General features: G+C 74.1%; 12 protein-coding genes. 6 read left to right on the top strand and 6 right to left on the bottom strand.

Annotation, left to right across the window (positions count from 1 at the left end; genetic code table 11):
• Positions 1-23 precede the first annotated feature (23 nt).
• Complete coding sequence (locus tag G127AT_RS13490; protein WP_210897712.1) at positions 24-1,280, top strand: phosphotransferase; 1,257 nt, start codon at positions 24-26, stop codon at positions 1,278-1,280.
• Here the strand turns inward: G127AT_RS13490 and G127AT_RS13485 are convergent.
• Both G127AT_RS13485 and G127AT_RS13480 read right to left on the bottom strand, forming a co-directional pair.
• Positions 1,178-4,459: an ATP-dependent helicase gene (locus G127AT_RS13485; RefSeq protein ID WP_244857593.1), complete on the bottom strand. Its 3,282-nt coding sequence runs from the start codon at positions 4,457-4,459 to the stop codon at positions 1,178-1,180. The two genes, G127AT_RS13490 and G127AT_RS13485, sit on opposite strands and share 103 nt — an antisense overlap.
• Positions 4,460-4,473: 14 nt before the next feature.
• Positions 4,474-7,680: a UrvD/REP family ATP-dependent DNA helicase gene (locus G127AT_RS13480; protein WP_210897708.1), complete on the bottom strand. Its 3,207-nt coding sequence runs from the start codon at positions 7,678-7,680 to the stop codon at positions 4,474-4,476.
• Positions 7,681-7,774: 94 nt separating this feature from the next.
• Between G127AT_RS13480 and G127AT_RS13475 the strand changes: the two genes are divergently transcribed.
• A complete protein-coding gene (locus tag G127AT_RS13475; RefSeq protein WP_210897706.1) occupies positions 7,775-7,996 on the top strand; it encodes a DUF3107 domain-containing protein in 222 nt (73 codons plus the stop codon).
• Positions 7,996-8,301: a hypothetical protein gene (locus G127AT_RS13470; protein WP_210897704.1), complete on the top strand. Its 306-nt coding sequence runs from the start codon at positions 7,996-7,998 to the stop codon at positions 8,299-8,301. The genes G127AT_RS13475 and G127AT_RS13470 overlap by 1 nt, the downstream gene beginning before the upstream one ends.
• Positions 8,302-8,342: 41 nt before the next feature.
• Here the strand turns inward: G127AT_RS13470 and G127AT_RS13465 are convergent, their stop codons facing one another.
• A complete protein-coding gene (locus tag G127AT_RS13465) occupies positions 8,343-9,062 on the bottom strand; it encodes a ferritin-like fold-containing protein (protein ID WP_210897702.1) in 720 nt (239 codons plus the stop codon).
• Between the two features lie 165 nt (positions 9,063-9,227).
• On the opposite strand from G127AT_RS13465, the gene G127AT_RS13460 reads away from it, so the two are divergent.
• Positions 9,228-10,718: a DEAD/DEAH box helicase gene (locus G127AT_RS13460; RefSeq protein ID WP_210897700.1), complete on the top strand. Its 1,491-nt coding sequence runs from the start codon at positions 9,228-9,230 to the stop codon at positions 10,716-10,718.
• Between the two features lie 72 nt (positions 10,719-10,790).
• Here the strand turns inward: G127AT_RS13460 and G127AT_RS13455 are convergent, their stop codons facing one another.
• Positions 10,791-11,660, bottom strand: a complete 870-nt coding sequence (locus G127AT_RS13455; RefSeq protein WP_244857591.1) for a PHP domain-containing protein — start codon at positions 11,658-11,660, stop codon at positions 10,791-10,793.
• 71 nt (positions 11,661-11,731) lie between these two features.
• Here G127AT_RS13455 and G127AT_RS13450 point away from each other — a divergent pair, with 71 nt between their 5' ends.
• Positions 11,732-12,748 (top strand): endonuclease/exonuclease/phosphatase family protein, encoded by a 1,017-nt coding sequence (locus G127AT_RS13450; protein ID WP_210897696.1) that lies wholly within the window; start codon positions 11,732-11,734, stop codon positions 12,746-12,748.
• A 114-nt stretch (positions 12,749-12,862) separates the two neighbouring features.
• On the top strand, positions 12,863-14,407 hold the full coding sequence (locus G127AT_RS13445; RefSeq protein ID WP_210897694.1) for an aminopeptidase P family protein: 1,545 nt from the start codon (positions 12,863-12,865) through the stop codon (positions 14,405-14,407).
• Positions 14,408-14,520: 113 nt separating this feature from the next.
• Here the strand turns inward: G127AT_RS13445 and G127AT_RS13440 are convergent, their stop codons facing one another.
• Both G127AT_RS13440 and G127AT_RS13435 read right to left on the bottom strand, forming a co-directional pair.
• Positions 14,521-14,916, bottom strand: coding sequence for a TIGR02611 family protein (locus G127AT_RS13440; protein WP_210897692.1), 396 nt, complete (start codon positions 14,914-14,916; stop codon positions 14,521-14,523).
• Positions 14,917-15,004: 88 nt separating this feature from the next.
• On the bottom strand, positions 15,005-15,781 hold the full coding sequence (locus G127AT_RS13435; protein ID WP_210897690.1) for a YflT domain-containing protein: 777 nt from the start codon (positions 15,779-15,781) through the stop codon (positions 15,005-15,007).
• Positions 15,782-15,815 lie beyond the last annotated feature (34 nt).

The following is a 15,815-nucleotide window of genomic DNA, read 5'->3' as shown; positions in this document are numbered from 1 at the left end:
ATCGGCTGCCTAGGCTTGGAGCCATGGCCAGACCACCACTCACTCTAGCTGCGTTGGCCACCGCAGCGGTGCCCGGCCTCGAGCCGACCGGCGTCGCGCGGCACTCGCGCGGCCGGGCCGGCGCCTACGACGCAGCGCGGATCTGCACCGCCGACGGCCGCATCCTGCTCATCCGGGTGCCGCGCTCGCAGGCGGCCGAGAGCGAGCAGTCCGCCGACCTCGTGGCCCTCCGTGCCCTGACGAACGGCATCCGCGCCCGGCTGCCGTTCGCCGTGCCCGAATTCGCCGGGCAGGTCCCCGCCGGCGACACGCGCGGCATCGTGACCGACTTCCTCGACGGCGCCGCCTACGACGCCGAGCTGCTGACCGCCGATGAGAGCCTCGCGGCATCCATCGGCCGATCGATCGCCGCCCTGCACGCCCTCCCGCCGGCCTTCGTCTCGGAGGCTGGCCTGCCGCGCCGCACGGCCGACGAGGTGCGCCACGAGGCGACCAGGCTCATCGCGAGCGCCGCCGAGACAGGCCGACTGCCGGCGGCTCTGCTGCGCCGCTGGGAGGAAGCGGCCGACGACGAGGTGCTCTGGCGCTTCCGCCCGACCGTCATCAACGGATCGCTCGACGCGGACTCGATCCTCGTGCAGACCGGTGCCGTCTCGGCGATCGTGGGCTGGTCGGGCCTGGAGGTCGGCGACCCGGCCCGCGACCTGCACTGGCTGCTCACGAGCCGGGGGCGTGCCGCCGGCACGGCGCTCGACGCCTACCGGTCCGCCCTCGGCGGCACCGACGAAGCCCTGCAACGGCGGGCGCTGCTCTGGGGCGAGCTCGAGCTGGCGAGGTGGTTGCTGCACGGCGTCGCCTCGCGCGACGACTCGATCGTCGAAGACGCGGTCGGCCTGCTCGACGGCCTCGTCGAACGCGTGCACACGCATGAGAGCAGCCCGCTCTCGGCCGACACCGGTCCGATCCTGGCCGTGGGCGAGGTCGAGACGTTGCTGGACCGCACCCCGCGCGACCGGGCGGCGCGCGAAGCCGGCGGCAGCCTGCTGACCGACAGCTACCGCTTCTCCGAGCTGGAGGGCGGCGACCGCGACGAGGTCGAGGCGAATCTGACGAAGCCGATCCCGCTCGACCTCGACGGGTGGGGCGAGGAGGTGGACGCCGGGGCCGAGGCCGCCGCTCAGACGGGCGCGGATGCCGAGGCGCCCGCAGCCTCCGAACCCTCCGACCCCGAACGCGCCGCCACCGACGCCCAGGCCGAGCGCAACTCCGCTTCGTCGTAGAGCCGCTCGGGGCGTATCACCAGGTCTTCCTCCACGTAGTAGAAGAGGGCGTCGATCTCGGAGGGGTCGATGCCCGCCCAGTTCGCATAGGCGAGCCGGTACAGGGCCAGTTGCGTCTGCTTGAGTTCGAGATCGCGCGCGTCGGCCGGCGAACGGCCCGTCTTCCAGTCGACGACCTCGTAGCGGATGCCGCGGGCGATCGCCTCGGCCGGCGCCTCGTAGACGGCGTCGAGCTTGCAGACGAAGACGTTCGCACCGAGCGGCAGGTGCAGTTCGAGCTCGACGGCCGTCGGCGCGCGGTGGCCCCACGGCGAGGCGAGGAAGGTGTCGCGGAGCCGGGCCATGCGTTCCTCGTCGGCGGCGCCCACGAGGCCGTCGGCGGCGGCGAGCGCATCGGCCCCGCCGAGCGCATCGGCGGCGTCGAGCGCGTCGAGCTCGCCGCCGCCGTTCGAGCGACGTTCGACCCAGGAGTGGAAGAGGGTGCCGACGCGCGTGGCCCGGAACGGCCGCTCGGGCATCGGGCGGCGCAGCGCCCGCTCGACCGCGTCGGGGTCGTCGACGTAGTCCTTGAAGCGGGACGCCGGGATGCGCGTCGGCGCCGTGAGCGCCTGCTCGCCGGCCTCGCGGGCGCGGCGTTCGGCGAGGAGCAGTTCGATGTGCTCCGCGAGCCGCGGACCGATGCCCTCGCCGCTCGGGCGTTCGGCGGCGCCCCGCACGGCACGCGCGGCGTGCTCGACGGCGTCACGGCGGCGTCCGAGCGGATCGAGGGGCCAGCTCAGCCGCTCGGAGGATGCGTCCAGCGGGTTCTCCGGCTCGGCCGGGGCCGCAGGCAGCGTGTCCGGCGGGATGAGCCCGGCCTCCGAGAGCTCCCAGAGGAACGTGCCCGGCGGGCGCGGTTTCGTCTGCCGGGACCACCAGGACCCGCTGAGGAGCAGTTCGGCGCGCGCGCGGGTGACCGCCACATAGGCCAGGCGCCGCTCCTCCTCGGCATGCCGTTCGGCGTTCTCCACGCCGAACGCGGCGAGCGCGGCATCGAAGTCCTTCTGTGTCTCGTGGCCCTGCCAGACGAACTCCGGCAGCTCCTCGGCATCGCCCTTGAATGCGTACGGCAGCTCGCCGAAGGCGATCCATCCCTTGGTGCTCCGCAGGCGGCCGGGCAGTTCGCCGTCCACCATCCGGGGGATGGCGACGACATCCCATTCGAGGCCCTTCGAGGCGTGGATCGAGAGCAGTTGCACGGCGCCCGGCTCCGGCTCCTCGCCGCGAGGGCTCAGCCGGTCGCGCTGTTCGGCCTCGAGCAGCCAGCCGAGGAAGGCGCCGAGGGTCGCATGCTCGGCGGATGAGGCGAAGCCGGCGACGAGCTCGTCGAAGGCGTCCAGGCTCTCCCGCCCCAGTCGGCGGGCGGGGTTCGCGGCGACTTCGATGTCGAGCTGCAGTTCGTGGACGACGAGGTGCACGAAGTCGGCGAGCGCGAAGCCCGCCCGGCGCCGCAGGGCCTGCAGCTGCGCACCGGCGCGCCGCATGCGGGCGAGCGCGACGGGGCTGAAGCCGGCGAGGGCGCGATGCCCGTCGGGGGCCGAGATGAGGAAGTCGAGGGCGTCGACGATCGAGGGCGTCTCGTCGACGGCGATGCTCGCACGGAGCTTCGCGCGCACCTCGTCGCCGAGGCGCCGGGTGGCGATGTCGCGATCGGCGAGCCATCGGGCGAGCGTGCCGAGTTCGGCGAGGTCGGCCGGTCCGATCCGCCAGCGGGCGCCGCCGAGCACGCGGAGCAGTTCGGCGCCGGCCGAGGGGTCGTGCAGCACGCGCAGCGCCGCGACGAGGTCGGCGATGACGGGTTGTTCGAGGAGGCCGGCGACGCCGAGCACGTGGTACGGGATGCCGCGGGCTTCGAGCGCATCGGTGAAGACCGTGATGTCGGCGAAGGTGCGGCAGAGCACGGCGCCCGTCCGTTCGCCGGCGAGCCGGCCGTCGAACCAGGCGGCGACGGCGGCGGCCTCGTCTTCGATGGTCTCGCGCCAGACGGTTTCGACGGCGCCTTCGCCGGCGAACGGCGATGCCGAAAGCGGCAGTTTGGCGATCGCAGCCCCGTCGGCGAGCGGGGCGATGAGGGTGTTGGCGGCCTCCAGCACCCGGTGCGGGTTCCGCCAGCTCGTCGACAGGTCGAAGGCGGCGGCGGTTCCGCCGGCGAAGTCGCGCCCGAATCGGGCGAGGTTGGCCGCGCTCGCCCCGCGCCAGCCGTAGATCGACTGGTCGGGGTCGCCGACGGCCATCACGGAGCATCCGCCGAAGAGGGTCGCGAGCAGGCGCGTCTGCACGACGGAGGTGTCCTGGTATTCGTCGAGGAGCACGGCGCGGTATCTGCCGCGGTACTCCTCGACGACCTCGGGATGCTCGGTGCAGATCTGCAGGGCGAGGGCGATCTGATCCGAGAACTCGACGTATCCGCCGACGCGTTTGGCGTCCTGGTAGGCGACGGCGAGGTCGATGAGCGGGTCGAGGGCCGCGACGTCTCCGAGCGCTTTCGCGAGGTCCTTGGAATCCACCCGCTGCCTCGGCCCGTGCGGCAGCTCCGCATTCGCTTCGCAGAATTCCCGGGCGAAGGCCCGCAGCTCGCCGGGATCGACGACGTTCTCGGCGATCGCACGGCTGAGGGAGAGCACGGCGCCGGTCAGCCGGTCGACCGAGGCGTCGAGTTCGACGAGGCGGTCGTCGGCCGAGGCGACGACGACGCGGCGGGCGAGCTGCCAGGCGGATGCCTCGCCGAGCACGGATGCGTCCGGTTCGCGGCCGATGAGCATCGCGTGCTCGCGGTAGATCGCGCTCGCGAAGGAGTTGTAGGTCGCGATCGTCGCCGACTCGAGCGGGTCGTCTGCGAAGGCGCCGATGCCGGCGTCGGCGAGTTCTCCGACGCGGAGCCGCACGCGCTCGGCGAGCTCGCCGGCGGCTTTGCGGGTGAACGTGAGGCCGAGCACCTCCGAGACGGCGACGTGCCCGCCCGCGAGCAGCCAGACGACCCGGTTCGACATGGTCTCGGTCTTGCCGCTGCCGGCTCCGGCGACGACGATCGCCTGGCCGCGCGGATCGGCCTCGATCACGGCGGCCTGCTCGGCGGTCGGCGGGTGCAGGCCCAGCCGTTCGGCGATCTCGGCCGCCGTGAGCCGCACGTGTTCGCTCATCCCCGTCTCCTCGTTCATGCCGACACCGCCGGAACCAGCTGCACACGGTAGTGCCAGGCCTTGAATGTCGAGTTCCGGTCGACGGATGCGGGGCTCTCGAAGCGGAACCCGGCCATCAGCCGGCCGACGACGTCGAGCCGGTCGGCGAAGGCCTGCGCCTCCTCCTCGTCGAAGGGCTGCTGCACCCGCTCCGTGTAGGCGAGCTTCGACGAGGGCACGGCGACGAAGACGAGCTTCGCCCCGCCGATGACGTCGTGCCCGCCGATCGCCTCGCCCGCGGCATCCGCACCCCGCCCGGCGACCGCGCCGGCACGGGCCGCGAGCTGGTAGGCGCCGAGCTGGGCGTGCTGCTTCATCCCCTTCACGCTCGGCGGCGTACGGCCCGTCTTCAGATCGACGATGACCGTGGTGCCGTCCGCCGAGCGTTCGACGCGGTCGATGGTGCCGGTGATGCGCACCCTGCCGGTCTCGAGCGTGAAACGCCCCTCGGCGCCGAGCAGCACCTTGCGGTCGTCGGCGAAGTTCCCGAGGTAGGCCGATGCGCCCTCGGCCATGCGCCGGGCGCCGCGACGCTCGCGTGCGGCGACCCACCCCGCTTCGAACGGCACCGATTCGAGGCGCCGGGCGACCTCTTCCCAGACGGCCTCGACGCTCGTGTCGGCGTCCTCGCGCGTGCCGAGCTCTTCGACGACGGCGTGCACGATCGTGCCGATGGATGCCGCGATGCCCGACGGCGGCGAGGCGACCCGGTCCACGAACCACCCGAGCGGCGACTCCTCGGCGCGTTCGATCTGCGATGGCGAGACGGAGACCCGGGCCTCGGGGTCGCCGTCGAGGTCGATGAGGGGCCGCTCGGTCGAGGGCTCGGCGAGCCCGTACCATTCCTCGGGGTGGGCGCCGGGCACGCCCTGTTCGGCGAGCAGGGCGAGGGCCGAGGCGGCCTCGGAGGCCGGGCCGCCGCCGGTCGCGGCCAGCTCTGCGCGGAGCGCTCCGACGAGGCCGCGCAGCTGCAGCGGCCGTCGCCGTCCGCCGTGGCGGTTCGCACCCGCGAAGCCGAACAGTTTCGAGGGCTGTTCGTCGTCGTCGGCGGTGCAGCTCAGGACGAGCTGGCGCTCGGCGCGCGAGACCGCGAGGGCGAACAGGCGCAACTCGTCGCTCTGCACCGCCTGCCGGGCGGTGCGGGCGTCGTCGGGTGCCGGCGGTGCCTCCCCGGCCCGCACCGCCGCGGCCGTGCGCGGCAGCAGCTCGGCCTGCAGCAGGGTGCCTCGGGGGCGCGGATTCGGCCAGGTGCCCTCCTGGAGCCCGGCGATCACGACGATGTCGAAGGAACGGCCGACGAGCGCCGCCGGCGTGGCGACGAGCACCGCATCGCCTGCGGCCCGCGGTGCGAGGGTGTCCTCGGGCACGTCGGCGCCGAGCTGTTCGTCGAGGAAGCGCCCCGCGGGCGCTTCGGGGGTGAGCTCGACGAAGCGCTGCGCGGCGGCGAAGAGGGCGACGGCGGCATCCAGCCCGCGGTTCGCCTCGTCGGCGAGCACGCCCGTGCCGGACGCCTGCGCCGCCCATTCGGCGGCGAGCCCGCTGCCCGACCAGATCGCCCAGAGCACCTCCTCGACGGTGCCGCCGCCGGCGGCGGTCGCGCGGGCCGCATCGAGGGTTTTCGCCAGCCGGCCGGCGCGGCGGGCCGGATGCGCGTCGACGGTCTCGAACCCGCCGGGCGCTCCGAGGGCGTCGACGAGCAGTTCGTCGCCCGGGCGGTCTCCGCCGGCTGCGAGCTCCTCCTGCCGCAGGGCGAGCCGGAGGCGCCGGAGGCCGACGGCGTCGAGGCCGCCGATCGGGCCCGTCAGCAACGACACCGCGAGCTCGGGTGCGAGCTCCTCCCGGCCGATCGCGAGGGAGGCGGCCCGCAGCAGGGCCGCAGCGGCCGGTGCATCCCGGAGGGCCTGCCCGGCGACCGCGACCGCCGTCGGCACCTCGGCCATCGCCAGGCCCCGCTCGATGCCGGGCACGTCGCCGCCGGAACGCAGCACGACCGCCATGCGCGACCAGGGCACGCCGCCGAGCAGGCGGTGTTCGCGCAGCAGCTCGGCGATGCGGGCGACCTCCGCCCCGTGCGAGGCGGCCTCGATGCCGAGGAGCGGCGGCAGGGCGTCGGCGGCGGCCCGTTCCGTCGCCGCCTCGGACAGCGCCGGGGCGCGGTGCCGACCGCCGAGCGCGGTGCCGATATGCGATGCGGTTCCGGCGAGCACGCCGCGGATCTCGGGCCGGCCGCGATGGGCGACCGAGAGCTCGAGCCGTTCGGCCGGCGCCCCGAGCACGCGATCCAGCGATCCGAGCAGTTCCGCCCGCCCGCCGCGGAAGCCGTTCGCGGCGACATCGGGGTCGCCGAAGGCGATGACCTGCACCCCCCGGGCGGCGAATCCCCGCAGCAGCTCGGCGACGCCCGCGGTCTGCTCCTGGGCGTCGTCGACGAGGAGGAGCCCGAGTTCGCCGAGGGGGCCGAGCGCGGCGGCGGCCTCGGGATCGCTCGGGCTCCGCTGCACGATCGCGGCGGCGTAGGCGAGGAGTTCGGCCGAGTCGAAGCGCCGGGCCTTGGCGAGGTCCTTCACCTCCTCGTACTCCGCGAGGAACCCGGCCGCGGCGATCCATTCCGGCCGTTCGGCGATGCGGCCGAGGCCGGCGAGCTCGGCCGGGCGGACGCCGTGCTCGGCGGCCCGCATGGCGAGGTCGCGCAGCTCGCCGCGGAAGCCGCGGAGGGCGCGCACCTCGGGCCCGAGCCGTTCCGGCCAGACCGGTCCGGCCCCGCCCTCGAGGCCGCCGCGCAGCAGTTCGTCGATGAGGCGGTCATGCTCGGCGCCGGTCAGCAGCCGCGTCTCCTCGCCCTCGAGGCCGCGCACCAGCTGGAACGCGATCGAGTTCGCGGTGCGGGCCAGCGGGCCGCGCGTGGCGCGGCCGAGGCGGACGGCGAGCCCGTCGCGAAGCGCCGTCGCCGTCTGCCGGGTGGCGGCGAGCACGAGGATGCGTTCGGGTTCGAGGCCGGCGGCGACCCGTTCGGCGACGAGTTCGACGATCGTCGCCGTCTTGCCCGTGCCGGGCCCCCCGAAGACGGCGGCGTGACGGCCGGCCGGCAGATCCAGCACGGCCCGCTGCGAGGCGTCGGGATCGATCGCCGGCGCGCCGCCGAGGGCGAGCGCGCCGGGCGCGTGGTCGGGTTCGGGGAGCATGCGATCACGCTAACCCGTTCCGCCGACAGTGAACGGCCGCCACCGCCGGGTGCCCCGGTGACCTAATCTGGGTGCAACGACAGAAAGGTGCACCGTGGACGTTCGCATCGGCATCCAGAACTCCCCTCGAGAGATCGGCTTCGAGACCGACCAGCCCGCGGCGGAGGTCGAGCAGGCCGTCTCCGACGCGGTCGCCTCCGGGTCGGTGCTTCGCCTCCAGGATGCGAAGGGCTCGGTCTACGTCGTGCCGACGGCCGCGCTGGCCTACGTCGAGATCGGCTCGGAAGAGAGCCGTCGCGTCGGATTCGTGGCCTGATGGAGCTGCTGTTCATCGCCCTCGGCGGGGCGATCCTCGGCCTCGCGGCGCGCTACCTGCTGCCGCGTCGGCGCCTGCACGGCGTCGTGCTGTTGCCGGCGGCCGGCGCGGCGATCGCGATGGCGCTGTGGGTGGCCCTCACCTGGCTCGGCTGGGCGTGGGACGGCGGGTGGATCTGGGCGGTCGTGCTCGTGGTCACCGGCCTCGCGGTCGCCGGGATCGATCTGCTCATCGGACCGATGCGCGAGCGGGCCGACGAGGCGCGCTTCGACGAACTCGTCAAGCACGGCGTCGCGCACGCCTGAGGGTCTGTCGCGGCGGCCGGGCGGATGCCCGTGCCCGCCCGTCAGGCCGTGAGCCCCAGGGCATCCATCCGCCGCGTGTGCTCGGCGATGAGTTCGGTGAACACGGGCTCGACGCCGCTGCCCGGCCCCGCGCCCGATTCGGAGCCGCGGAGGGCCGACCGGGCGACGAGCAGGGTGTCGCCGACGATGCTGCGACCCCAGAGGGCGAGGCGGTCGCCGAGCCCGGGCACCTCTCGGATGCCGCGTTCGATCTCGGCCTCGAGCACGCCGGCGGCGCGCGGGTCGGGGGCGAGCAGTTCGGTGACGCGTTCGCGCAGTTCGCGGGGCAGCGCCTGGGCGAGGTGCGAGAAATAGTCGTCGAGCATGCCGCTGGCGATGTGGATGCCGAGAAGGAGCTCCCACCAGTCGGCGCCCTGGATCTGCTCGCGGAATTCGAGGGTCGCATCGGCGAACGGCTGCATGATCCCGACCGGGTCGCCGTCGTGGGCGCGGACCTCGTCGAGCAGGCGGTGGTGGCGGCGGAGCGCGACGCCGGCGACGACGCTCACGCCCTCCTTCGGCGCGAGGCCCGGCGAGGTCGCGACGGCCTTGGCGAGGAGTTCGAAGAACTCGAGCTGGATGCACGCGGCCTGGCCGAGGAAGGCGAGCGGCTCGGGTGCGAACTCGGTGAAGTCGGCGCGTTCGAGCGACGTCTGCGAGACGCGGGGGCGGATGCCGGCCGGTTCGGTGCGCTGGCGGCGGCGGGCGGAACGGAAGACCACCCGTTCAGCCTACGTCGTGCCCGACGGGGCCGCCGCGCCCCGCGCCTCGGAGAGCTCGGAGCCTTCTCGGGTAGGATCGACGGGTACCGCGGGCGATGGATCCGCGGCCGTGCGCCTGGGGTTGAGACGGGGCGCACCCCATCGAATCCGACAGGCAGCATACTTTTGACCACGTTCACCGAACTCGGCGTCGCCTCCGACATCACGGACGCCCTCGCCGGGAAGGGCATCGTCGATGCCTTCCCCATCCAGGAACAGACCATCCCCCTCGCCCTCTCCGGGCAGGACATCATCGGCCAGGCCAAGACCGGCACGGGCAAGACCTTCGGGTTCGGCCTGCCGCTGATCCAGCGCCTCGGCGACGATCCCGAGCCCGGCGTCAAGGCGCTCGTCGTCGTGCCGACGCGCGAGCTCGCCGTGCAGGTGAGCGAGGATCTGGAGCTGGCGACCTCGAACCGGCCGACGAAGATCGTCTCGATCTACGGCGGCAAGGCGTACGAGGGCCAGATCGAGCAGATCAAGGCCGGCGCGCAGATCGTCGTCGGCACGCCCGGGCGCCTGCTCGACCTCGCCGGCCAGCGTCTGCTGTCGTTGAAGGACGTGCAGGAGATGGTGCTCGACGAGGCCGACAAGATGCTCGATCTCGGCTTCCTCGCCGATATCGAGAAGCTGTTCGCGCAGACCCCGGCCACCCGCCACACGATGCTCTTCTCCGCGACGATGCCGGGCCCGATCGTGGCGCTGGCGCGCCGCTTCATGTCGCGGCCCGTGCACATCCGTGCGAGCGACCCCGACGAGGGCCTCACGCAGGCGAACATCGAGCACATCGTCTACCGGGTGCACGCCCTCGACAAGGACGAGGTCATCGCCCGCATCCTGCAGGCCGAGGGCCGCGGCAAGACGGTCATCTTCACCCGCACGAAGCGCGCCGCCGCAAAGCTCGTCGACGAGCTGAACGAGCGCGGCTTCAACGCCGCCGCCGTGCACGGCGACCTGAACCAGGATCAGCGCGAGCGCGCGATGGCCGCGTTCAAGGCCGGCAAGAAGGAGATCCTCATCGCCACCGACGTCGCCGCCCGCGGCATCGACGTGGACGATGTGACGCACGTCATCAACCACACGATCCCCGACGACGAGAAGACGTACCTGCACCGTGCCGGCCGCACCGGCCGCGCCGGCAAGACCGGTATCGCGGTGACCTTCGTCGACTGGGACGATCTGCACAAGTGGGTGCTCATCAACCGGGCGCTCGACTTCGGCCAGCCGGAGCCCGTGGAGACGTATTCCTCGAGCCCGCACCTCTTCGCGGAGCTCCGCATCCCCGAGGGCACGAAGGGCCGGCTGAAGCCGAAGCCCAAGGCCGAGTCGCAGGCCCCCGCGCGCGAGCCGCGCGCCGAGGGCGAGCGCCCGGCGCGCTCGCGGACGCGTCGCCGCACGCGCGGCGGCCAGGCCGACGGTTCGGGTGCGGATGCCGGATCGCGCTCCGAGCGGCCCGCGGCCGAGTCCGCCTCGGCCGAGCGCCCGTCCGAGCCGGCCGGCGACGCCCCCGCACGCGAGGGCGATGCCGCGCCGCGACGCCGCCGTCGCCGCGGCGGGCGCGGCCGCTCCGGCGCGTCGCAGTCGGCCGAATCGTCCCAGGGCGGCGCCGAGGCCTGACCCCGGCGCCCGGCCGCGTGCGAGCCGCGCAGACGCAGCCGGGGATCCGCATCCGCGCAGCCGCGACCCCGCCTACGGCAGCACCGGCTCGCTCCCCCGCCCCTCGGCGACGATCCGTTCGACGACCTCGGCAGGGGTGCGGTGCTGGCCGAGCCGGTTCGGTTTGCCCGCCCCGTGGGTGTCGCTCGAGCCGGTGACGGCGAGCCCGAAGCGGGCAGCGAGCTGCCGCAGGCGCGGCTTCAGCTCCTCGCGGTTCTCGGGATGGTCGACCTCGAGCCCGAACAGCCCCGCATCCGCCAGTTCGGCCAGACGCGGCTCGTCCATGAGGTGGACGAGGTCGCGGGTGCCGGGGTGGGCGAGCACGGGCACGCCGCCGGCGGCGCGGATGAGGCGTACCCCGGTGACGGGGTCGGGCGCGTAGTGCGGCACCGTGTACCCGTTCCTCGGGTGCAGGATGCCGTCGAAGGCCGCCGAACGGTCGGGCGCGTGCCCGCGGGCGACGAGGGCGTCGGCGATGTGCGGGCGGCCGATGGTCGCCCCTTCGGAGGCCTGGGCGAGGACGTCGGCCCAGTCGAGTTCGTAGTCGCGGGCGATGCGGCGCACGATGGATTCGGCTCGGCCGAGGCGGGATTCGCGGATGCGGGCGGTCTCGCGTCCGAGTTCGGCGTCGGCGGGGTCGAAGAGGTAGCCGAGCACGTGCACGGTGGCCCAGCCGTCGCGGGTGGAGAGTTCCATGCCCGGGATGAGGGCGACCCCTGCGGCCGGCACGGCGGCGGCCGCTTCGGCCCAGCCGGCGGTCGAGTCGTGGTCGGTGAGGGCGATCGCGCCGAGCCCGATGCCGGCGGCTTCGGCGAGGAGTCCGGCCGGCGGCTGCGTGCCGTCGGAGACGGTGGAGTGGGTGTGCAGGTCGGCCTCGCCGATCGGGGCCGTGGCTCGTGGCATCCTTCCAGCGTAGAGCGTCCGCATGGGCGGCATCCAGGCTTCGCACCGCCCGCACGCCCTAGGTTGGAGAGGTGCTTCTGCGTATCCTCGGCACCGTCGTCGTCATCGCCGCCGCCCTGCTGGCGGCGCTGTTCGTCTGGCCGCAGGCGGCCGGGCTGCAGAACGAGTGGGTCTTCGCGCATGTCGTGGCCCTGCGCGGCGTCGCCGCGGCCGCCGCGCTGGCCGGCGCTGTCGTGTTCGCGGCGATCGCGCTCGCGCGCCGGTTCCGCGTGTTCGCGGGTGCGATGGCGGCGGTGCTCGCCGCGTCGGCCCTCGGCAACGCTGCCGTGCTCGGCGTCCGCGGCATCGGCGGTGCGGATGCCGAGGCGCCGTCCGATCTCACGGTGCTCTCGTGGAACACGCTCGGCGAGGTTCCCTCGGCCGAGGTGATCGCCGGGCTCGCCGTCGACTCCGGCGCCGACGTCGTCGTGCTGCCGGAGACGACGGAGGCCCTCGGCGAGGAGATCGCGGTCGAGATGCGCGAGGCCGGTTCGCCGATGTGGGTATGGACGACGGCGTTCGACGAGATCGCGAAGGCACGGTCGACGACGCTGCTGATCTCCCCCGAGCTCGGCGATTACGAGGTCGTCTCGGCCGAGGGCTCGGGCCCGCCGGGCAACACGAACACGCTGCCGACGGTCGTGGCCGCGCCGGTCGACGGCGAGGGGCCGACGATCGTCGCCGTGCACGCGGTCGCCCCGATCCGCTGGGAGATGCGCAACTGGCGCAGCGACCTCGACTGGCTCGCCGAGCAGTGCTCTGCCGGCGAGGTCGTCATGGCGGGCGATTTCAACGCGACGATCGACCATTTCGCGGGGCGGGGCGTGGACGGCGGGCAGTTCGGCCGGTGCGCGGATGCGGCGGATGCGGCGGGCGCCGCCGGCCTCGGCACCTGGCCGACGGATCTGCCGAAGCTGCTCGGCAGCCCGATCGACCACGTCCTGGCGAGCCCCGAGTGGCGGGCGACGAGCTTCGAGGTGGTCGGCGCCTACGACGACGCCGGCAGCGACCACCGGCCGGTCGTGGCGCGCCTGGTCCGCGCGGGCTGAGGCATCCCGCAGCGGATGCCGGGGGCGCCCGCGCCCGCCCGACCACGCGCGGGCAGCGCGCTCGCATATTCCGGCGGGCAGCGCGCTCGCATGTTCCGGTGGGACAATACGTCCATGGCCGATACCACCGAGACCGCCCCCGCCGAGACCCCCGTCGACCCGAACGCGAACCGTTCGACGACGCCGAAGTCGGACGGCTTCCGCGCCTATATCTCCAGCGACTGGGCCGAGCGCGACGAGGCGCTACCGCCGGCCCGCGAGGTCGCCGCGTTCGCCGCCGAGCGCCGCCGCCGGGTCGCTGCCCGCTTCCCCGGGCAGCGCATCATCGTCCCCGCCGGCGATATGAAGCAGCGCGCCAACGACACCGACTACCCGTTCCGCGCGCACAGCGCGTTCAGCCACCTGACCGGTTGGGGATCCGACTCCGAGCCGGGCGCGGTGCTCGTCATCGACGGCGATGTCGACGGCGTGGCGCGTGCGACGCTGTTCTTCCGCGAGCGCGCCGGCCGCGACTCCGAGGAGTTCTACGCGAACGCCGCGATCGGCGAGTTCTGGATCGGCCCCCGCCCCTCCCTCGCCCATGTCGCCGCCGACCTCGGGCTCGACACCCGCGACCTCTCGGCCTTCGACGCGCTCGTCGACGAACTCGACACGACGGCCGTCGTGCTGCGCGAGGCCGACGAGGCGATCACGGGGCGAGTGGATCGCGCCAGGGCGCGCTTCGCGACCGAGGTCGCCCTGAGCGACAACGCCGAGGATGCGCCGTTCGGCCTCGAGCCGGGCAGCGAGCACGAGCCGGACGCCGAACTGGCCGAGTTCCTCGCCGAGCTGCGCCTCGTCAAGGACGACTACGAACTGGCCGAGATGCAGGCCGCCGTCGACAGCACCCGCACCGCCTTCGGCGAGGTGCTCGCCGCCCTGCCGCGCGTCACGGCCGAGGCCCGCGGCGAGCGCGTGATCGAGGGTGTGTTCGCCACCCGCGCCCGTCTCGACGGCAACGACGTCGGCTACGGCTCGATCGCGGCCGCCGGCGCGCACGCGACGATCCTGCACTGGACGCGCAACGACGGCCCCGTGGTGCCCGGCGAGCTCGTGCTCCTGGATGCCGGCGTCGAGCGCGACAGCTACTACACCGCCGACATCACGCGCACCTTCCCGGTGGACGGCACCTTCACGCCCGTGCAGCGGCGCGTGTACGAGGCCGTGCTCGAGGCCGCCGACGCGGCCTTCGCGATCGTGAAGCCCGGCGTGGTGTTCCGCGAGATCCACGCGACGGCGATGGCCGTCATCGCCCGCAGGACCGCCGAGTGGGGCTTCCTGCCGGTCACGGCCGAGCAGTCCCTCGAGCCCGACGCGCAGTACCACCGCCGCTACATGGTGCACGGCACGAGCCACCACCTCGGGCTCGACGTGCACGACTGCGCGAAGGCCCGCCGCGAGCTGTACATGGACGGCGTGCTCGAGGAGGGCATGGTCTTCACGATCGAGCCCGGCCTCTACTTCCAGCCCGACGATCTCACGGTGCCCGAGGAGTACCGCGGCATCGGGGTGCGGATCGAGGACGACATCGTCGTCACGGCCGATGGCGCCCGGAACCTGTCCGCGGGCATCCCGCGCACGGTCGAGGCGGTCGAGGCCTGGGTGCGCGGCGCCCGCTGACCCGTCGGTGGATGCGGAGGGTCTCGATACGCGCTTCGCGCTACTCGACCGGCGACGCCGTGGATGCCCCGGCTCGCCCTTGCGGCGGCCGGGGCGTCGTCGTCTGCGGGCCCTCAGGCGGGGTCGGCGGCGCGGCGCGGGCGGGCCCGCCACCACGCCCAGAACCGGGCGAGCTGCCGCTTCGCGAACGCCGCGAGACGGCGCGCCCACGAGAACTCGGTGCCGAGGACGGCGAGGCCGAGGAAGACGACGAGCCAGCCGGGGCCGGGCAACGGGATCAGCGGGATGCCGATGAGCGCGATGCCGCCGCCGAGCACGGCGACCGCGATGCGGTAGGCGCGTCGGAGCAGCGGCCTGCGGCCGATACGGCGGCGGATGCCGGCGAGGAAGCGCCGGATGGGCCGCCTGGGGTCTTCGGCGCTCACGATGTCGCGTTCGAGCTCCGAGCCGGGCGTGCCGCCGGGCTCGCCTCGGAACGGTTCGTCGGGCCGACCGGGGTGCTGCGCCATGCATCGAGCCTAGGAAGCCGCCCTGGGAGGACGCCCCGCGGTTCCCGGGCGCCCGCCGGGTGCCCGATGGGCGCCTCCGCGACGAAGCTCAGTCGCGGGATCCGCGATCGGCGTCGCCGGCCGGCCCCTCGCCCTCGGGGCCGGAACCCGACGCCGGCGGCTCGGCGGCCGTTTCCGGAGCCGCCGCGGCAGGTACCTGCGGTTCCGGCGTCGCGGCCGCGCCGGATCGGGCCGCGCGACGCGCCTCGTCGAGCGCCTCACCGTAGGTGCGGGCTCCGGGCGGCGGCGCGGCCGGAGCATCCACCGGGGCAGGCCCCGACGGGGCCGGGCCGGACGCATCCGGGGCCGGGCCGGACGCCGCCGGGCGCGGGATCGTGCCCTCGGTGCCGAGGACGTTCCGGGCACGGGCGGCCAGCTCGCTCGGGGCGAGGATCGTGTAGCTGCGCGCGACGACCTGCATCGTCGAGGTGAAGTCGCGCCGGCGACGGTTCACCGAATAGGAGACGAGGCCGAAGACCATGCCGAAACCGGCACCGATGAGGATCGCCGAGATGAGGATGCCGGCCGCCGCCGGAGTCGGCGAGAAGATGAACAGCAGCAGACCCATGAAGGTGCCGAGCCAGACGCCCGTCAGCGCCCCGCCGCCGGCCGCGCGCCCCCAGCTCATCTTGCCCGTGATGCGCTCCACGCTCGTGAGGTCGTTGCCGACGATCGCGATCGACTTCACCGGGAACTCGGCCTTGGCGAGCCGGTCGACGGCGCCCTGCGCGGCCTCGTAGCTCTCGAAGGTCGCCACGTCCTCGCCGCTCGGCAGCGTGGGGAAGACTCGGGCGGCGCGTCCGCCCATCGGCCGGGGATTGCTCACGGCGCCATTCTCCCACGGCCACCCCCGTACCAGC

This window comes from Agromyces archimandritae (assembly GCF_018024495.1).
GTDB classification, from domain to species: domain Bacteria; phylum Actinomycetota; class Actinomycetes; order Actinomycetales; family Microbacteriaceae; genus Agromyces; species Agromyces archimandritae.
The sequence above is the reverse complement of the archived record's forward strand: the minus strand, read 5'-3'. Positions and strand labels throughout refer to the sequence as shown.